This is a genomic window from Cellulosimicrobium sp. KWT-B (genome assembly GCF_002127155.1).
Classification (GTDB): Bacteria; Actinomycetota; Actinomycetes; order Actinomycetales; family Cellulomonadaceae; genus Cellulosimicrobium; species Cellulosimicrobium funkei.
Map to the genome: position 1 here is coordinate 841782 of NZ_NEDO01000001.1, position 17757 is coordinate 859538.

At 75.3% G+C, this 17757-nt stretch carries 16 protein-coding genes and 1 riboswitch; of the genes, 10 read left to right on the plus strand and 6 right to left on the minus strand.

Annotation, left to right across the window (positions count from 1 at the left end):
- Positions 1 to 46: 46 nt before the first annotated feature.
- The 4 genes from B9L22_RS03645 (at position 47) to B9L22_RS20150 (ending at position 4291) form a co-directional block, all read left to right on the plus strand.
- Positions 47 to 1210 (plus strand): EamA family transporter, encoded by a 1164-nt coding sequence (locus B9L22_RS03645; RefSeq protein WP_143317044.1) that lies wholly within the window; start codon positions 47 to 49, stop codon positions 1208 to 1210.
- A gap of 62 nt (positions 1211 to 1272) precedes the next feature.
- Positions 1273 to 2748: an APC family permease gene (locus tag B9L22_RS03650; RefSeq protein ID WP_198947189.1), complete on the plus strand. Its 1476-nt coding sequence runs from the start codon at positions 1273 to 1275 to the stop codon at positions 2746 to 2748.
- A gap of 23 nt (positions 2749 to 2771) precedes the next feature.
- On the plus strand, positions 2772 to 3212 hold the full coding sequence (locus tag B9L22_RS03655) for an NUDIX hydrolase (protein ID WP_086149236.1): 441 nt from the start codon (positions 2772 to 2774) through the stop codon (positions 3210 to 3212).
- Positions 3209 to 4291 (plus strand): DUF2599 domain-containing protein, encoded by a 1083-nt coding sequence (locus tag B9L22_RS20150; RefSeq protein ID WP_198947190.1) that lies wholly within the window; start codon positions 3209 to 3211, stop codon positions 4289 to 4291. The genes B9L22_RS03655 and B9L22_RS20150 overlap by 4 nt, the downstream gene beginning before the upstream one ends.
- Before the next feature lie 281 nt (positions 4292 to 4572).
- Here the strand turns inward: B9L22_RS20150 and B9L22_RS03665 are convergent, their stop codons facing one another.
- Together B9L22_RS03665 and B9L22_RS03670 are read right to left on the minus strand one after the other, a co-directional pair.
- A complete protein-coding gene (locus B9L22_RS03665) occupies positions 4573 to 6705 on the minus strand; it encodes an acyl-CoA dehydrogenase (protein ID WP_086149237.1) in 2133 nt (710 codons plus the stop codon).
- Positions 6702 to 7517, minus strand: coding sequence for a TetR/AcrR family transcriptional regulator (locus B9L22_RS03670; RefSeq protein WP_233139695.1), 816 nt, complete (start codon positions 7515 to 7517; stop codon positions 6702 to 6704). The genes B9L22_RS03665 and B9L22_RS03670 overlap by 4 nt, the downstream gene beginning before the upstream one ends.
- Before the next feature lie 228 nt (positions 7518 to 7745).
- Between B9L22_RS03670 and B9L22_RS03675 the strand changes: the two genes are divergently transcribed.
- The 3 genes from B9L22_RS03675 to B9L22_RS03685 are packed head-to-tail and all read left to right on the plus strand — an operon-like array spanning position 7746 to position 11595.
- The gene (locus B9L22_RS03675; RefSeq protein WP_086149239.1) at positions 7746 to 9128 is read left to right on the plus strand and encodes an acetyl-CoA C-acetyltransferase; all 1383 of its coding nucleotides are present in this window, start codon (positions 7746 to 7748) and stop codon (positions 9126 to 9128) included.
- Between the two features lie 26 nt (positions 9129 to 9154).
- Positions 9155 to 10531, plus strand: a complete 1377-nt coding sequence (locus B9L22_RS03680) for a 3-oxoacyl-ACP reductase (RefSeq protein ID WP_086149240.1) — start codon at positions 9155 to 9157, stop codon at positions 10529 to 10531.
- On the plus strand, positions 10528 to 11595 hold the full coding sequence (locus B9L22_RS03685; protein WP_086149241.1) for a MaoC/PaaZ C-terminal domain-containing protein: 1068 nt from the start codon (positions 10528 to 10530) through the stop codon (positions 11593 to 11595). The genes B9L22_RS03680 and B9L22_RS03685 overlap by 4 nt, the downstream gene beginning before the upstream one ends.
- Positions 11596 to 11695: 100 nt before the next feature.
- Here the strand turns inward: B9L22_RS03685 and B9L22_RS03690 are convergent, their stop codons facing one another.
- Complete coding sequence (locus tag B9L22_RS03690; protein WP_086149654.1) at positions 11696 to 12295, minus strand: GNAT family N-acetyltransferase; 600 nt, start codon at positions 12293 to 12295, stop codon at positions 11696 to 11698.
- A 92-nt stretch (positions 12296 to 12387) separates the two neighbouring features.
- Here B9L22_RS03690 and B9L22_RS03695 point away from each other — a divergent pair, with 92 nt between their 5' ends.
- The gene (locus tag B9L22_RS03695; RefSeq protein ID WP_034652831.1) at positions 12388 to 12561 is read left to right on the plus strand and encodes a CsbD family protein; all 174 of its coding nucleotides are present in this window, start codon (positions 12388 to 12390) and stop codon (positions 12559 to 12561) included.
- 129 nt (positions 12562 to 12690) lie between these two features.
- Here B9L22_RS03695 and B9L22_RS03700 read toward each other — a convergent pair whose 3' ends face one another.
- The 3 genes from B9L22_RS03700 to B9L22_RS03710 form a co-directional block, all read right to left on the minus strand.
- Positions 12691 to 13338: a GNAT family N-acetyltransferase gene (locus B9L22_RS03700; protein ID WP_086149242.1), complete on the minus strand. Its 648-nt coding sequence runs from the start codon at positions 13336 to 13338 to the stop codon at positions 12691 to 12693.
- A gap of 112 nt (positions 13339 to 13450) precedes the next feature.
- Positions 13451 to 14884, minus strand: coding sequence for an aminotransferase class V-fold PLP-dependent enzyme (locus tag B9L22_RS03705; RefSeq protein ID WP_086149243.1), 1434 nt, complete (start codon positions 14882 to 14884; stop codon positions 13451 to 13453).
- A gap of 33 nt (positions 14885 to 14917) precedes the next feature.
- A riboswitch (SAM riboswitch) is annotated at positions 14918 to 15033 on the minus strand.
- Positions 15034 to 15078: 45 nt separating this feature from the next.
- Positions 15079 to 15690, minus strand: coding sequence for a hypothetical protein (locus B9L22_RS03710; protein WP_158097139.1), 612 nt, complete (start codon positions 15688 to 15690; stop codon positions 15079 to 15081).
- Between the two features lie 252 nt (positions 15691 to 15942).
- Here B9L22_RS03710 and B9L22_RS03715 point away from each other — a divergent pair, with 252 nt between their 5' ends.
- Together B9L22_RS03715 and B9L22_RS03720 are read left to right on the plus strand one after the other, a co-directional pair.
- On the plus strand, positions 15943 to 16434 hold the full coding sequence (locus tag B9L22_RS03715) for a rhodanese-like domain-containing protein (protein ID WP_086149245.1): 492 nt from the start codon (positions 15943 to 15945) through the stop codon (positions 16432 to 16434).
- A complete protein-coding gene (locus B9L22_RS03720; RefSeq protein ID WP_233139703.1) occupies positions 16431 to 17669 on the plus strand; it encodes an O-succinylhomoserine sulfhydrylase in 1239 nt (412 codons plus the stop codon). Before B9L22_RS03715 ends, B9L22_RS03720 begins: the two co-directional genes overlap by 4 nt.
- Positions 17670 to 17757 lie beyond the last annotated feature (88 nt).

Genomic DNA, 17757 nt, shown 5'->3' on the forward strand with positions numbered 1-17757 from the left:
ACTGTGCGCTGGACGTGCACGATGCCGCGGGCGCACCCTCGATGCCATGCCGCTGCGCCCGTCCCTCCTCGCCGTCCTCGTCGCCGTCGTCTGGGGCGTAAACTTCGTCGTCATCGACCTCGGGCTCAGCGACATGCCACCGACGCTGTTCGTCGCCCTGCGCTTCCTCGTCGTCCTGGTCCCGGCGGTGTTCCTCGTGCCGCGGCCCCGCGCGCGGTGGCGGGACGTGCTGCTCGTCGGCACGTTCATGAGCCTCGGCCAGTTCGGCCTGCTGTACACCGCGCTCGCGCTCGGCATGCCCGCCGGGCTCGCGTCGCTCGTGCTCCAGGCCCAGGTCGGGCTCACCGTGCTGTTCGCCGCCGCGGCGCTGCGTGAGGTCCCGACGCGCGCGCAGCTCGTGGGCGTGCTGGTCGGGGCGGCCGGGCTGGTCGTCGTCGGCGTGGGCCGCAGCGCCTCGACGCCGGCCCTCGCGTTCGTCGTGACGCTCGCCGCCGCGGCGTCGTGGGCGGTGGGGAACGTCGTCGCCCGACGCGCCGGGAGCCGCCGCGACCTGGCCTCTACCTCGCGCGACCAGGGTTCTACCTCGCCTGACCAGGGCTCTACCCCGCGTGACCAGGGCTCTACCTCGCCGGACCGCGGCTCTACCTCGCGTAGGCAGGGATCTCCCTCGCGGCCCGGGCTGGAGGGGCTGTCGATGACGGTGTGGTCGGCGCTCGTGGTGCCGGCCCCCATGCTCGGGCTGTCGCTCGTGCTCGACGGGCCGGACGCCGTCGGGCACGCGCTCACCCACCTCACGCTCGCGCCGGTCCTGTCGACCCTCTACACCGCCTGGCTCGCGAGCCTCGTGGGCTACGGGATCTGGAACACGCTCCTCACGCGGTACCCGGCGTCGGCGGTCGTGCCGTTCACGATGCTCGTGCCGCCGGTCGGGATGCTCGCCGCGTGGCTCGTGCTCGACGAGGTGCCGAACGCGGCCGAGGTGGTGGGCGGCGTCGTGCTCCTCCTCGGCGTCGCGACGACGACGGGCGTCCTGGGGCGGCGGCGCTCGCCCGGCACGGCGGTCGTGCCTCGCGCGACGGCCGTCCCCGGCACGGCGGTCGCGCCCGACGCGGCGGCGTCCTCCGTCGCGACCGACCCGCCCTCCGCTGGCGGGCGCCCCGACGCGACCGCGACCGACGGTCCGACCGCGACACGCGCGCGTTCGCGCTGACAGGACGCCCGCGCGGGGGTTCCATGGGAGTCCGGGACGTCCGAGACGCGAGGGAGCCTCTCATGAGCGAGACCGCGGGCCGCACGCAGGAACGGCAGCAACCGGAGCTCAAGCGCGTCATGGGGCCCAGGCTGCTCCTGCTGTTCATCGTCGGGGACATCCTGGGCACGGGCGTGTACGCGCTCACCGGCCAGGTCGCGGGCGAGGTCGGCGGGGCGGCATGGCTGCCGTTCCTGCTCGCGTTCGTCGTCGCGACGATCACCGCGTTCTCCTACCTCGAGCTCGTCACGAAGTACCCGAGCGCCGCCGGCGCCGCGCTCTACACGCACAAGGCGTTCGGCATCCACCTGCTGACGTTCGTCGTCGCGTTCATGGTCATGAGCTCCGGGATCACGTCGGCCTCCACGGCGTCCAACGCGTTCGCGGGGTTCGTCTCCGACGGGTTCGGGCTCGAGCTGCCGACGGGCGGGGACGGGCGCCTGCTCATCGCCCTCGCCTTCATGGCCCTCGTCGCGCTCGTCAACCTGCGCGGGGTCGGGGAGAGCGTCAAGGCGAACGTCGTGCTGTCGCTCGTCGAGCTGTCCGGCCTCCTGCTCGTCATCTTCGTGGGGCTGTGGGCGACGACGCAGGGCCGCGCCGACTTCTCGCGCGTCGTCGTGTTCGAGAGCGCCGACGACAAGAGCGTGTTCCTCGCCGTCACCGCCGCGACGACGCTCGCGTTCTTCGCGATGGTCGGGTTCGAGGACTCCGTGAACATGGCGGAGGAGTGCAAGAACCCCGTGCGGGACTTCCCGCGCATGATGCTCACCGGGCTCTCGATCACGGGCGCGATCTACGTGCTCGTCGCGATCACCGCCGTGGCGCTCGTCCCCGTGGGCGACCTCACGGACGACGCCAAGGGGTCGGCGCTCACGCAGGTCGTCGCGGCGGGCGCGCCGAACCTGCCGTTCGACACGATCTTCCCGTTCATCGGGATGTTCGCCGTCGCGAACTCCGCGCTCATCAACATGCTCATGGCGTCCCGCCTGCTCTACGGCATGGCGAACCAGGGCGTGCTGCCGCGCGCGTTCGGCCAGGTGCACCCGTTCCGCCGCACGCCGTGGGTCGCGATCCTCGTGACGACGGCCATCGCGTTCGCGCTCATCGTGTACGTCGTGCGACAGTCCGGGACCGCGGCGGGCACCAACGCGATCGCCCTCCTGGGCGGGACGACGTCGCTGCTCCTGCTCGTCGTCTTCACGATCGTCAACATCGCGCTCCTCGTGCTGCGCCGCGACCGCGTCGACCACGAGCACTTCCGCACCCGCACCTGGCTCGCTGTGCTCGGCGCCCTGACGTGCGCGTACCTCGCCGGGCCGTGGGCCCGCAGCGCCGAGCAGCAGGAGCAGTACGTCATCGCGGGCGCGCTCGTGGCCCTCGGGGTCGTGCTCTCGTTCGTCACGTGGCTCTACAACCGCTCGGTGCGCCACCGCCGGATCGCGTTCTCCGACGTGTCGCGCCTGGAGGACGACGTCGACGACGACGGCCCGGGACGGTGACCGCCGTCGCGCATGATGGGTCCATGCAGATCCGCGTCGCCGCCTACGCCGTGGTCGTCCGCGAGGACGGCCGGATGCTCCTCCCCCACTGGAGCGAGGGGGACCGCGGTGGCTGGACGCTGCCCGGGGGCGGCATCGACCCGGGCGAGGACCCCGCCGCCGCGGCCGTCCGGGAGGTGCGCGAGGAGACCGGCTACGACGTCGAGCTCGACGGCCTGCTCGGCGTCGACAGCCTCGTGATCGACGCCGCCGACCGGATCCGGCCCGAGGACCGCGACCGGTCGCTGCACGCGATCCGCATCGTCTACCAGGCCCACGTGGTGGGCGGCGAGCTGCGCGTCGAGGAGGACGAGTCGACCGACGACGTCGGCTGGTTCACGCCCGACGAGGTCGACGCGCTGGACCGCGTCGGCCTCGTCGACGTGGCCCGCCGGTGGGCCGGCCTGCTCCCCGTGCCGTCGTGACCCGCCCGCGCCGGGTGGCCTGCGGGCGGCCCGGGACGACGGCGCTGGGCGCGCTCGCCGTCGCCGTCCTCGTCCCGGTCGCGCTGGCCGCGTGCACGCCCGGCACCCCGCCGCCGGACCCGGACGTGGTGACGTCCGCACCGGTGCAGGTCCCGTCGCCCGGCCCGGGCGCCACCACGGAGGACGGCGGCGCCGCGGACGACCCGAACGGCGACCGGAGCGGCGGCGCCGAGCCCGCGTCCGTGCGCGTCCCCGTCGGGACGGCGACGGTCGAGATCGCCGTGCCCCCGCCGGCGTCGGGCGGGGCCACGCCTCCCCACGTCACGGCCGACGCCGAGGGTGCGTCCGACGTCACGCTCGCCCTCGCGGGCGCCCCCGCCACGGTCTCGGTGGAGGGCGGCTCGCTCGTGCGCCACCCGGACGGCACGCTGACCGTCCTGGACGACGGCGGCACGCCCGTCGGCGGGCTCGGCGCCCCGCGCGCCGTGGGCCGGCACGGCGCGCCGGGCACGCCCGGCGCGGACGGCGCGGACGGCGCGAGCGGGGCAGAGGGCGGGACGGTCGACAGCACGGACGCCGGCCCCACAGCGGACACCCCCGCACCCGGGACCCCGCGCGTCCGGGTCGCGCTCGTCGACGCCCACCGCGCGGAGGTGACGCTCGTGGGGACGACGGGGACGGCGGGAACGGCGGGAACGAGGTCGGGCGGGGACGGCGCGGCGGGCGCTCCCGCCGGGGACGCGGACGAGACCGCGACGACGGACGACGCCGCGGCGTGGGACGTCGTCGTCCCGCTCGGCACGCGTGCGGTGCGGAGCACCGACTGGGGCGAGCGCGAGGGCGGCCGGTCGCTTGCCGTCGACCCGACGGCGTGGGCCCGCGGCGCGGGGCAGGCAGGCCAGGAGCTCGTGTGGGCGCAGGTCGTCGCCGCCGAGCCGGAGGCCGACACCCCGACGATGCACGACCAGCTCGTGTGCCACGCCGTCGGCGCCCCGGACAAGGCGACGTGGAACCTCGAGCCCTGGCGGCCCGACGTCGGGCTGCTCGCCACGATGTCCGCGCGCTGCAACCCCGCCTGACCACCCGCCGTCGACCCGCACCCCCCGCTCGGCCGAACACCGGCTCGGCCGCCGAGCACGACGTCCCTCCCCGTCGAGCACGAGGTTCCTGTCGGCATGCGCCTCGGAACGACAGGAACCTCGTGCTCGGCGGCCGAGACGGAGACCGAGACGGCAACGGCCCGGGCGGCACGACGGCTGGTGGACGTCGTGCCGCCCGGGCCTGACCCTCGGCAGCGGTACCGCTCCGCCTGCGACGCCGAGGACGTTCCGGGGTGGCGCCGAGGACGGCGCCGGGGTGGTCAGCGGGCCTGCGGGCTGCCCTTCGCGGCCTTGCGCAGCGACTTCTCGCTCCGCGGCTCGTCACCGCTCGCGCGCAGGCGCCGGTAGTAGTCGCGCGCCTCGTCCTGGCGCTCCTTCTCGATGCCCGTCGCGATCGTCGCGCGCAGGTGCTCGGGGCCGTAGCCCCAGGCGTCCACGAGGTCCTGCGCGTGCGGGCGCAGCCGGTCGATGAGGCGGTCGAGGTAGCTCGTCACCGTGCGCGCGCGCTGCGTCGAGAGGCGCCCGTTGAGCAGGTACCAGGCGAGGTGCCGCTCGACGAGGCTCAGGCCGAACAGGTCGCGCACCGTGGTGAGGACCTCGCGCGTGCCCGCGTCCTCGATCGTGCCGAGCGCCTGCGTGAACGCCTCCCAGCGCAGCAGCTCCGCGTGGGCGCGGGCCGCCTCGACGAGCTCGACCTGGTGGGCGTTGAACAGGTTCGTGGCCGTCTCCGGGTCGGCCTTCTGCGCCGGGCGCAGCGCCTGCGCGACGTCCGCGACCATCGTCTCGACCCGGTCGGTGAGCAGCGCGCGCTGCGTCTCGGGATCGCGCAGGTGGCCGGCCGCGCGGCGCGGGTCGCCGACGTCCGCGAGCGCCTGGGCGGCCCGCTTGAGCGGCGTGCGGTGCAGCGCCATGTCGCCCGCGCGCTCGACGACGACGCGCGCCATCTGGCCCGGGGTGATGCCCTTGAACTGCTTGCCGTAGTCGGCGAGCAGGCGCTTCGCGACGAGCTGGAGCAGGACGGTGTTGTCGCCCTCGAACGTCGCGTACACGTCGAGGTCCGCGCGCAGGCTCGTGATGCGGTTGGTCGTGAGGAACCCGGCCCCGCCGCACGCCTCACGCGTCTCCTGGAGCACGTCGAGCGCGAACCGCGTGCTCGTCGCCTTGAGCGCGGCCGCCGTCGTCTCGAGGTCCTCGCGCTGCTCCGGGGTGTCCTCCTCGCCGGAGAACACCGAGTGGAACAGGTCGAGCAGGCGGTCGTGCGCGAAGTGCGCCGCGTACGTCTCCGCGATGGGGACGATGAGACGACGCTTGTGCGTGCCGTAGTCGAGGAGCACGACCTCCTCCGTCGGCGTCGCGCCCGTGAACTGGCGGCGCTCGTTCGCGTACCGCACCGCGATCGCGAGGCCGAGCTTCGCCGCGGTCACCGCGGCGCCGTCGAGCGACACGCGACCCTGGACGAGCGAGCCGAGCATCGTGAAGAAGCGGCGTCCGGGGCTGTCGATGGGGCTGGAGTACGTGCCGTCGGCGTCCACCGAGCCGTAGCGGGCGAGCAGGTCGGTGCGCGGGACCCGCACGTGGTCGAAGTGCAGGCGCCCGTTGTCGATGCCGTTGAGCCCGCCCTTCTGGCCGTCGTCCTCGCCGCCCACGCCGGGCAGGAAGGGCAGCCGGCCGAGCTCGTCGCGCTCGCCCGCGGTGTCGCGGATGGGCACGTAGAACGCGTGCACGCCGTGGTTGACGTTCTTCGTGATCAGCTGCGCGAACACGACCGCGGCCACGCCGTGCACGCCCGCGTTCCCGAGGTAGTCCTTCCACGCCCCGCGGAACGGGGTGTGGATGACGAACTCCTCGGTCTCCGGGTCGTACGTCGCCGTGGTGGCGATGCTCGCGACGTCGGACCCGTGGCCGATCTCCGTCATCGCGAACGCGCCCGGCACCGAGAGGTCCATGGCGCCCGGCAGGAGGCGGTCCTGCTGCTCGGGCGTGCCCAGGTGCAGGATCGCCGAGCCGAACAGCCCCCACTGCACGCCCGCCTTGATCTGCAGCGACGGGTCGGCCGCGACGAGCTCCTCGAACCCGGCGAGGTTGCCGCCCGCGTCGTCCGCGCCGCCGAGGCGCTCCGGGTACCCGCGCCACACCTGGCCCTTGCCCACGAGCAGGTGCATCTGCTCCAGCACGCGCTCGCGGTGCTCGCGCAGGCTCTGGCCCTCGATGCGCTGGAACGCCTCCTCGCCCGCGGTCGCGCGCGCCGCCGCGCGCAGGTCGGCCCAGCGGCCGAGCAGGATCTTCTCGAGGGCGGCGACGTCGACGCGGGCGTCGCCCTGCGACGTCGGGCCCGCGTCGCCGGCGCTCGTCGTGCGCGGTGCGAGCGCGGGACGGTCGGACGTGGCGGTCATGGCTTCTCCTTGGGGTCTGAGGCGGTCGCCGGGTGCGGAGGGCGGTCGGAGGGGACGCGGTCGGCGTCGGGGCGGGTCGTGCCCGGGTTGTGCGAGAGGACGCCGACGGGGCCGGCCCACAGCCACGCGGCGACGCGCTCGGTGAGCTGCTCGCGGTCGGGGACGTCGGCGCGATCGCGGTGGGCGAGCCACCACTCGCCGGCACCCCGGACGAAGCCGACGGCGCCCGCGGCCCACGCCGCGGCGTCGGTCGGGGAGACGTCGGTGACCCGGGCGAAGGGCTCGGCGACGAGCTCGATCACCGAGTCGAGGAAGGCGGCGAGCGGGGCGCGGTCGACGCCGCCCGCGCCCTGGGTGAGGCCGCTCGCCGCGAGCTGGGCGGCCGGCTCCTCCGTCCCCGCGACGGCGCTCGTCCGGGTGACGAAGTAGTACACGTTGGGCGAGCTCTCGATCATCTCGAGGTACACGCCGACCATCGCGCGCAGCGCGCGCTTGGGCGTCTCGGCGGCCTCGGCCGCCTGGGTCAGCGCGTCGTGCATCTGTCCCACGACGGCGGAGCCCAGGGCGACCTGGAGCCCGGTCTTGTCGTCGAAGTAGCGGTAGATGATCGACTTCGACGTGCCCGACGCCGCCGCGATCTCGTCCATGGAGACCCCGGGGCCTCCCCGGTGCACCGCCTTGCTGGCCGCCCGGATGAGCTCCGCGCGGCGCGCCGCCCGGTGCTCGTCCCAGCGGGTCGACCGACCGTCGACCGCGGCGGCCGGCTGCACCCGTCCTCGGGTGACCGGTCGCGCGTCGGCACCTGCGTTCACGTCGTCCTCCGTTGCGCCCGACCTCGATGTCGTCGGCACCTCGTCACGGGTGCCGTGCCGGGGCAGGGCACAGCCCTGTGACCCGACTCACGAAACCGAGAGTATCAGGTACTCTTGGTATTGGACACCAACCGGCCCTCTCCCCCGCCTCGCGCACGCCGTGCCGAGGCGCTCTCCCGGGCCGGCACCGAACGCAGCGCAGCGAGCACGGACAGGAAGTGAGGCACAGTGGCCACCAGCACCAGCCCCCGCCCGACCCCCGAGCAGTCCCCCCGGGAAGACGCCCCCGCGGGCGCTTCCCGCGACGCGTGGGTCGTGGGAGGGAACCGCATCCCGTTCGCCCGCGCCGGCAAGAAGTACGCGTCCGCGAGCAACCAGGAGATGTTCACCGCCGCGCTCGAGGGGCTCGTCGCGCGCTTCGGCCTCCAGGGCGAGCGGCTCGGGGAGGTTGTCGGCGGCGCCGTGCTCAAGCACTCCCGCGACTTCAACCTCGTGCGCGAGTCCGTGCTCGGGTCGTCGCTCTCCCCGCAGACCCCGGCCTACGACCTCCAGCAGGCGTGCGCGACCGGCCTGGAGGCGACCATCGCCGTCGCGAACAAGATCCGTCTCGGCCAGGTCGAGTCCGGCGTCGCGGGCGGCTCCGACACCGTGTCCGACGCCCCCATCGCCGTGAGCGAGGGCCTGCGCCGGGCGCTGCTCGAGGCGAGCCACGCCAAGACGCTCGGCCAGCGCGTCAAGGCGTTCGCGAAGGTCCGCCCCGCCGACCTCGCGCCGCTCGCGCCCGCGACCGACGAGCCGCGCACCGGCCTGTCGATGGGCGAGCACCAGGCGATCACGACGGCCCGCTGGGAGATCTCGCGCGAGGCGCAGGACGAGCTCGCGCTCGCGAGCCACGAGCACCTCGCGGCCGCGTGGGACGCCGGGTTCTTCGACGACCTCGTCACCCCGTTCCGCGGGCTCGTGCGCGACGACAACCTGCGCGTCGACTCGTCGCTCGAGAAGCTCGCCGCGCTCAAGCCGGTGTACGGCAAGCGTCTGGAGGGCGTCACCCCGACCATGACGGCGGGCAACTCGACCCCGCTCACCGACGGCGCGTCGACCGTCCTGCTCGCCTCGGCCGAGTGGGCGCGCGAGCGCGACCTGCCGCTGCTCGCGCGCGTCGTCGACGCGGAGACCGCCGCCGTCGACTTCGTGCACGGCCACGAGGGCCTGCTCATGGCGCCCGCGCACGCGGTCCCCCGCCTGCTCGCCCGCAACGGGCTCACGCTCGGCGACTTCGACCTCTACGAGATCCACGAGGCGTTCGCGTCGACCGTGCTCACGACGCTCAAGGCCTGGGAGGACGACGAGTACTGCCGCACCGAGCTCGGGCTCGACGGCGCGCTCGGCTCGATCGACCGCTCGCGGCTCAACGTGAACGGCTCCTCGCTCGCCGCGGGCCACCCGTTCGCCGCGACCGGCGGGCGCATCGTCGCGACGGCGGCCAAGCTCCTCGCGCAGCGCACCGCCGAGACCGGGGCACCCGCGCGTGCGCTGATCTCCGTGTGCGCCGCGGGCGGCCTCGGCGTCGCCGCGATCCTCGAGTCCGTCCCCGCGACCGACGCCGCCTGACGCCCCGACGACCGAGAGGAACACCCGTGACCGACTCCTACGTCCAGGCCGTCAACTCCGGCTTCACGAAGATGCTCGCCAAGAAGCTCGGCCTCCCGCGCCCCGCGGTCCTGCGCCGCTTCCGCGCGGGCGACCCGCTCACCGTCGGGCCCGTGCTCGTGCTCGGCGGCACGCCGGGCGTGCGCGACGACGCCGACCTCGTCGCCGAGGCCCTGCTCGGCTGGGACCTCGACGTCCGCCAGACCCCGGACGACACGACCCGCTGGGGCGCGGTCGTCGTCGTGCTCAGCGGGATCGAGCGGCCGCAGGACGCGTCCGCGCCCGTCATGGCGCTCTCGGCGACGCTCCGCCGCCTCGCGCCCAACGGCCGCGTCGTGACGATCTCGCGCGCGCCCGCCGACACCGACTCCCCCGAGCTCGCCGCCGCCCGTGAGGGCGTCGACGGGTTCCTGCGGTCCGTCGCCAAGGAGCTGCGCTACGGCGCGACCGCCAACGGCATCCAGGTGACCGACGACGCCCCCGTCGACAGCCCGAGCGTCCTCGCGACCCTCCGCTTCTTCCTCTCGGCGAAGTCCGCGTTCGTCGACGGCCAGCTCCTCCGGGTGGGTCCGAGCGCGACCGACGGCGCCTCCGGGAGCAGCTCCGCCGACCTCGACCAGCCGCTCGCCGGCAAGGTCGCGGTCGTCACGGGCGCGGCCCGCGGCATCGGGGCGCAGGTCGCCCGGACGCTCGCGCGCGACGGCGCGAAGGTCGTCGTCGTCGACGTGCCCGCGGCGGGCGAGGCGCTCGCCCGGGTCGCGAACGAGATCAAGGGCACGGCGCTGCAGCTCGACGTGACCGCCGACGACGCGGGCGCCCGGATCCTCGAGCACGCCCGCGCACGGCACGGCGGGCTCGACGTCCTCGTGCACAACGCCGGCATCCTGCGCGACAAGCTGCTCGCCAACATGTCGCCCGACAAGTGGGACGCGGTGGTCGCGGTGAACCTCGCCGCGCAGCTGCGGATCACGGAGTACCTGCTCGGCGCGAACGGGTTCTCGTCCGCGCCGCGCGTCGTGTCCCTCGCTTCGACGAGCGGGATCGCGGGCAACCGCGGCCAGGCGAACTACGCGTTCTCGAAGGCGGGCGTCATCGGGCACACGCGCGCGTTCGCCCGCCTGCTCGCGGCGCCGGACGGCCCGGGCGGGACGGCGAACGCCGTCGCGCCGGGCTTCATCGAGACGGACATGACGGCGTCGATCCCGTTCGTGCAGCGCGAGGTCGCGCGCCGCGTCGCGTCACTCCAGCAGGGCGGCCAGCCCGTGGACGTCGCCGAGGCGATCGCGTTCCTCGCGTCGCCCGCGGCCGGGGGCGTCAACGGGCAGGTGCTGCGCGTGTGCGGGCAGAACGTGGTGGGCCGGTGACGGCGCCCGCGGGCGCCCCGGCGCGCGTCGAGACGCTGCCCGCCGTCCCGGGTCTGGGCGGCCTGTACGTGCGCGGGCTCGCGGCGTCGGGCCGGATCGCGGCGGCGCACCGGCTGCCCGTCCGGGGCGGCCGGACGGAGCTGACGCTCCCGGACGTCACCTACCGGGTCGCGGCCGTCCCGACGGGCGACGACGCGGCGCCGGGCCACGTCGGCAGCGCCGCGCACCTCGCGCGGTACGCGCGGCTCGTGGGCGAGGCGCCGTCGGACGTCCTGCCCGCCGGGTACCTGCACGTGCTGGGGTTCCCGCTCGCGACGGCCGTCATGGTGCGGGCCGACTTCCCGCTCCCGCTGCTCGGCATGGTGCACCTCGCGAACTCGGTGTCCGTGCTGCGCCCGGTGCGGCTCGGGGACGCGCTCGAGGTCCGCGCGTGGGCGCAGGACCTGCGCCCGCACCGTCGCGGGGTCCAGGTGGACCTCGTCACGGAGGTCTCGGTGCTGCGCACGGACGACGAGCGCGCCGCGGGGAGCGGGCTGGCCGCGACGACGCTCGCCTACCGGGGCGTCTCGACGTACCTCGCGAAGGGCGCGTCCCTCCCGGGCGGCCCCGCCCCGGCCGACGCCGAGGGCCCGGCCGCGTTCGTCCCGCCCCTGCCCACCGCGCGGTGGACGCTCGGGGCGGGGACCGGCCGCGCGTACGCGGCGGTGTCGGGCGACCGCAACCCGATCCACACCTCGGCGCTGGGCGCCAAGGCGTTCGGGTTCCCGCGGGCCATCGCGCACGGCATGTACACCGCGGCGCGGGCGCTCGCCGAGGCGGGCCCCGGTCGCGGCGACGCCTACGACTGGACCGTCACGTTCGCCAAGCCGGTGCTGCTGCCCGGCACGGTCGACGTCGCGCTGCGCCCGGCGGACGACGTGCCCGCCGAGGTGCGGGACGCCGTCGGGCAGGTCGCGGCGGCCGTGCCCGACGGCGCGGGCGACCCCGGCACGGGCGTCGCCTACCAGGCGTGGGACGGCAAGGGCCGCCTCCACCTCGCGGGCCGCGTCACCCCGCGCCCCTGACCCCCGCCGCCGAGCACGGGGTTGATGTCGTTCTCGAGCGCATGACGACACCTACCCCGTGCTCGACGCCGCGCAGGCTCGTGCTCGGCGCGCCGAACGGTCAGGCCAGGCGGGCGAGCAGGCCGTCGCGGACGGTCGGCCACTCGTCGCGGAGGACCGAGAAGTAGGCGGTGTCCTGGCGGGAGCCGTCGGGCGCGACGCGGTGGCTGCGCAGGACGCCCTCCGGCACCGCGCCCAGGCGCCGGATCGCCCCGATGGACCGGCTGTTGCGGGCGTCGGCGCGGAGCGCGACGCGCGTGACCCCGAGGTCCTCGAACGCGTGCCGCAGCAGGAGGTACTTGCACGCCGGGTTCGTCGTCCCGCCCCACCACTCGCGCGCGTAGAACGTGGACCCGAGCTCGATACGGCCCTGGGAGGGCACCCACTCGTAGAGCGACGTCGAGCCGCGGACCACGGCGTCGGCGGTCGCGCCGTCCCCACCGGGAGCGCTGGAGGCGCCCACGACCGCGAACGCGAGCCGGCCGGGCGCGGCGACCGCGTCACGCACGTAGCCCTCCATCGCCTCCGTACCGCGCGGGACGGCGCTGGACATGCCCGCCCAGATGCCGTCGTCGACGAGGGCGCCGAGCGCCGGCGCGTGGGTCGCGGCGAGCGGTTCGAGGCGGACGCCGAAGCCTTCGAGGACGGTCTCGTGCTGCACCCGCACATCCCACCACACCACCGGTGCCCCGACCGCGTGCGAACCCGGCCGACCGTGGTTACGGTCGAGAGGTACCGACGAGAGGAGCACCCATGGGACTCGGAGACAAGGCCAAGCACGCCGCCGAAGAGGCGGGTGGCAAGCTCAAGGAAGGCGCGGGCAAGCTCACGGACAACGAGCGGCTCGAGGCCGAGGGCCAGGGCGACCAGGCCAAGGCCAACGTCAAGCAGGCGGGCGACGACGTCAAGGACGCGTTCGACCGCTGACGTGCTCCACCGTTCTGCTCACGAGGGCCCCGCTCCGGCGGGGCCCTCGTGGCGTCTCCGGGACCGTTCGCCCGGGGCGCGACGACCGCGATGCGACGACCAGGACGCGACGACCGGGAGCCGCGGCGGTCAGGACGCGGCGAGCGGCCGGACGTCGGCCGACGGCGCCGGGGCGAGCACCGGGACGACGCGCGGGGCGGTGATCCGCGCGAGGAGACCCACCTCGACCCCGGGCCACTCGGGCGCGAGGATCGAGAACAGCACGGAGTCGGCGCGCGTCCCGTCGGGCGCGGTCCGGTGGCCGCGCATGACGCCCTCCTCGTGAGCACCGAGACGGCGCATGGCCCCGAGCGAGCGCTCGTTGCGCGTGTCGACGCGGAAGCCGACCCGGTGCACGTCCCACGTCTCGAACGCGTGGCGCAGCAGGAGCCACTTCGTCACGGGGTTGACGAGGCTCCCCCACGTGGAGCGCGCGTAGAACGTGCGGCCCACCTCGACGCGGCGGTCGACGAGCGACAGGTCGCGGAACGCGGTGCTGCCGAGCACGGCGCCGGACGCGCCGTCGGGGTCGACGGCGCGCACGACGAAGCCGGTGAGGTCCGGGGCCGCGCGGGTCGCGGCCACGAGATCGGCCATCCCCGCGACCCCGTAGGGCAGGGGGATGCTCATCCCTGACCACATCGCCTCGTCGACGAGGCCGGCCAGCGTCTCAGCGTGCTCCAGGGCCAGCGGTTCCAGCCGGAAACCGTGCCCCGAGAGGACGACGTCGTGCAGCACAGCGCATATCAGAGCACACGCGGAACACCGCGCCAAGAGGGTCCGGCGACGCGGTGGACAACGCTCGGCGACGCTTCGGTGAACGGCCTCCGCCGTCGGCCGCCGACGCCGGTCAGACGGCCGGTCCGCAGCCCGCCGCGTCGGCGAGAAATCCCGCCGCCGCGGTCGCGAACAGCCCTTCCAGACCGGACCCCGCGGGGACCGGGCGGGGGTCGTCCACGACGGCCCAGCAGCCGTCGACGACCTCGTACCGGGTCGTCGGGCCCTGCTCGACGTAGGCGCGCACGGCCTCGACGAGGCGCACGACGTCCGCGCCCGTCGTCCCGACGCCCACCGAGGCGCGGATCGCGCCCGCGTCGTAGCCGAGGCGCGCGAGCAGCGGGTGCGCGCAGAACCGGCCGTCGCGCACGCCGATGCCGTGCTCGGCCGAGAGGTAGGCGGCGACGAGGCCCGGGTCGTGGCCCTCGACGGCGAACGTCACGACACCGACCGGGTCGACGGCGTCGTCCCACACGCGCACGACCCGGACGCCCGGGACGGCCTCCAGGCCTGCGACGAGGGCCGCGCGGAGCGCCGCCTCGTGCGCGTGCAGGTCGGCCGGCTCGAGCGCGGCGAGCGCGTCGCACGCCGCCGCGAGCGCCGCGGCGCCCACCACGTTCGGCGAGCCGGCCTCGTGGCGCGCGGGCGCCGTCTGCCACTGCGTCCCGGTCACCGCGACCTGGCGCACGGCGCCGCCGCCCGCGAGGTAGGGGGTGCCCGCGTCGAGCCAGTCGCGCCGTCCGACGAGCGCCCCCGCGCCGAACGGCGCGTAGGTCTTGTGCCCCGAGAACGCGACGTAGTCGACGCCCGACGCGGCGAGCGAGAACCCGCGGTGCGGGACGAGCTGCGCGCCGTCGAGCACGACGCGCGCCCCGGCGTCGTGCGCGGCGCGGACGACCTCGACGACGGGCAGGGACTCGCCCGTGACGTTGGAGGCGCCGGTCACGGCGACGAGCGCGTACGGGAAGCGCGCGAGCTCGGTGCGCAGGCCCGAGAGCGTCTCCGCGACGGACGCGCCGCCCGCGAGGACCGTCGCGCCGCCGGCGCGCTGCCACGGCAGCAGGTTCGCGTGGTGCTCGACGTCGAGGACGAGCACGCGCCCGGGCGTGCCGTCCGGGTTCGCCGGGACGCAGCCCGCGAGCAGGTTGAGCGAGTCGGTCGTGTTGCGCGTGACGACCGTGACGTCGTCCTCGCGCGCGCCGACGAACGCGCCGATCGTGCGGCGCGACGCCTCGTAGAGCGCCGTGGAGACCTGCGAGAGGTAGCCCGCGCCGCGGTGCACGCTCGCGTAGAGCGGCAGCACCTCGGTCACGCGGTCCGCGACCGAGCGCAGCGCCGGGGCCGACGCCGCGACGTCGAGGTTGGCGTACGGGACGCTGCGGCCGTCGACGAGCGGGACGAGGGTGTCCCCGCCGACGACGGGCAGGAGCGCGGGCGCATCGGCGAGCGCCGCGAGGTCAGGGGCCGGGGCGTCGGTGGGACACGAGACGTCCGCGAGAGCAGTCATGGCACAGTCCTCCAGGGTCGTCCGGGGAGAACCTCCCCGCGCTTGCCGCCCGCCGGTCGGCGTGCGGCCTGGTCGTCACCCGGGGCACCCCGCCGCGAGAGGAGGGTTGCCGGCCAGCAAACCGGGGTTTCGCGCTGGCACTCATGACCTGCGGACCAGGATGTCCGCGCGGACGGCGGCGTGTCAACCGGTGGTCACGGCGTCTCGGATGGCGGGACGCAGTCCACCGGCGTCTCGAGGCGCCACCCCGACTCGTCGACCGCGAACGACTCGAGCACCTCCCCCGTGCCGGCGTCGAGCACGACGACCGAGTCGGCCGGCCACAGCGCCGGGTCGCCCGGCGGTGTCGCCGGCGGGCGCTGGAGGCGCACACCGCGCGTGTGGGCCTCGATCACCGCGCCCGTGCGGGTGCTCGCGAGCACGACCTCCGGGTGGGCGTCGGCGTAGGCGTCGCACGCCGCGCCGTTCCCGTCGGAGCTCCACCAGCCCTCGTACCCGCCGACCGTGTGATCGGCCAGGTCGACCGGCTCGCCCCGGTGCGCCGCGGCCCCGTCCGACGACGGCGGGGGCGGGTCGAGCCGCTCGGCGTCGGGTCGCTCGGCCTCCGGCCGCTCGGCCTCGGGTCGAACCGGGTGGACGGACGGCCGCTCCCCGGGCGTCCGCGCGGCATCGTCCCCGACAGACCCCACGCTCACGACGCCCTGCGGAGGCTCCTCCCCGCTGGACGCGGCCCACCACCAGGCGCCCGCCGCGACGACGACCGCCGCCACGCCCGCGCCTGCAGCGCGTGCTCGTCCCGTCCGCATCGACTCCCCCTGCCCGCCGGGACCCCCGCCCGGCCGCGCGGCCACGCTAGCGGAGCCACGCGGCGTCGGGCACCCCTCCACAGGCCGCTCCCCGAGACGGGCGTTCCGCACGTCGGACGCGTGGCGTACGATCCGAGCCAACCATCCGGAGCGGCCGAGTGACGTGGCACGTCGACGCCGCAGCAACCCCCCGGACCGCCTCGGCGGCCGGGCGCAGGGTGCTACTGCCACGATCGATGGAGGAGGACTCTCATGAGCGACCAGTCCGAGCAGGCGTCGGCACCCCGGCCGGCACCCCCCAAGGCACGTCCCGCCGTCGGCTACGCCGGCGACCTCACCCCGCAGCAGGCGTGGGACCTGCTCGCCCACGACGAGCGCGCCGTGCTCGTGGACGTCCGCACCGAGGGCGAGTGGCGCACCATCGGCGTGCCCGACGCCACGGAGCTCGGCCGCGACGTCCTGTTCGACGAGTGGGTGACCCCGGCGGGCCCCAACCCGCGGTTCCTCGACCGGCTCGTCGAGGCGGGCCTGACCCCCGGCGACGAGCGCCCCGTCGTGTTCCTGTGCCGCTCGGGCCAGCGGTCGATCGGCGCGGCGCGCGCGGCCACGGCCGCCGGGCTCGGGCCGTCGTACAACGTGCTCGAGGGCTTCGAGGGCGCCCAAGGGTTCTCGGGCCTGCGGGACGTCGAGGGCTGGAAGGTCCGCGGGCTGCCCACCACGACGTTCGACGAGGCCGCCCGGTGAGCGCGGTCGTGCCCGGCGGCTCCGGCCGCAAGCCCCTGCCCGCGAGCGCCCGCCCCGCGACGCTCGCCGTGCGCGGCGGCCACGCGCGCACCGAGTTCCAGGAGACGTCCGAGGCGCTGTTCCTCACGCAGGGCTACACGTACGACCGCGCGGCCGACGCCGAGGCGGCGTTCAAGGGAGAGCTCGACCGGTTCGTCTACTCGCGCTACGGCAACCCGACCGTGCACACGTTCGAGGAGCGCCTGCGCCTCCTGGAGGGCGCGGAGGCGTGCTACGCGACGGCGTCCGGCATGTCCGCCGTGTTCACGGCGCTCGCCGCGCTGGTGCGGTCCGGGTCGCGCATCGTCGCGGCGCGCGCGCTGTTCGGGTCGAGCCTCGTCATCTTCGACGAGATCTTCGCGAAGTGGGGCGTGCGGACGGACTACGTCGACGGCCACGTGCTGTCGCAGTGGGAGGAGGCGCTGTCCACCCCCGCGGACGTCGTGTTCTTCGAGACGCCGTCCAACCCCATGCAGGACATCGTCGACGCGCGGCGCGTGAGCGAGCTCGCGCACGCCGCCGGCGCGGTCGTCGTGCTCGACAACGTGTTCGCGACCCCGCTGCTGCAGCGGCCGCTCGAGCTCGGGGCCGACGTCGTCGTCTACTCGGCGACCAAACACATCGACGGGCAGGGCCGCGTGCTCGGCGGCGCGATCCTCGGGACCGAGGAGTACGTCACCGGTCCCGTGCAGACGTTCATCCGCAACACCGGGCCGTCGCTCTCGGCGTTCAACGCGTGGGTGCTGCTCAAGGGCCTCGAGACGCTGCCCGTGCGCGTCGCCGCGCAGAACGCCGCCGCGGCGCAGGTCGCGGAGGCGCTGGAGCAGCTCCCCGGGATCGGCCGCGTGCGCTACCCGTTCCTCGCGTCGCACCCGCAGCGCGAGCTCGCGCGGTCGCAGCAGAGCGGCGGCGGGACCGTCGTGACGTTCGACCTCGCCGTGCCCGAGGGCACCGACCCCGAGACGGCGAAGAAGCGCGCGTTCACGTTCCTCGACGCGCTCCAGGTCGTCGACATCTCGAACAACCTCGGCGACGCGAAGTCCCTCGTCACGCACCCGGCCACCACGACCCACCGCAAGCTCGGCCCCGAGGGCCGCGCCGCGGTCGGCATCGCGGAGACGACCGTGCGCCTGTCGGTGGGCCTGGAAGACCCGCAAGACATCATCGAGGACGTCGAGCAAGCCCTGAACTCCTGACCCCCGCCTTCCGCCGAACAGGTGCCTGGTCGGTACCGGGGCTTCCCAGAATCGGGTGGACCGAGCGCGCCGTGCCTTCGTAGCGTCG

Excerpts from the sequence above, each read along its gene's own strand:
- B9L22_RS03705 (WP_086149243.1), bottom strand. The coding sequence starts at position 14,884 with ATGACTGCTCTCGCGGACGTCTCGTGTCCCACCGACGCCCCGGCCCCT.
- B9L22_RS03655 (WP_086149236.1), top strand. The coding sequence starts at position 2,772 with ATGCAGATCCGCGTCGCCGCCTACGCCGTGGTCGTCCGCGAGGACGGC.
- B9L22_RS03695 (WP_034652831.1), top strand. The coding sequence starts at position 12,388 with ATGGGACTCGGAGACAAGGCCAAGCACGCCGCCGAAGAGGCGGGTGGC.
- B9L22_RS03715 (WP_086149245.1), top strand. The coding sequence starts at position 15,943 with ATGAGCGACCAGTCCGAGCAGGCGTCGGCACCCCGGCCGGCACCCCCC.
- B9L22_RS03650 (WP_198947189.1), top strand. The coding sequence starts at position 1,273 with ATGAGCGAGACCGCGGGCCGCACGCAGGAACGGCAGCAACCGGAGCTC.
- B9L22_RS03710 (WP_158097139.1), bottom strand. The coding sequence starts at position 15,690 with ATGCGGACGGGACGAGCACGCGCTGCAGGCGCGGGCGTGGCGGCGGTC.
- B9L22_RS03665 (WP_086149237.1), bottom strand. The coding sequence starts at position 6,705 with ATGACCGCCACGTCCGACCGTCCCGCGCTCGCACCGCGCACGACGAGC.
- B9L22_RS03645 (WP_143317044.1), top strand. The coding sequence starts at position 47 with ATGCCGCTGCGCCCGTCCCTCCTCGCCGTCCTCGTCGCCGTCGTCTGG.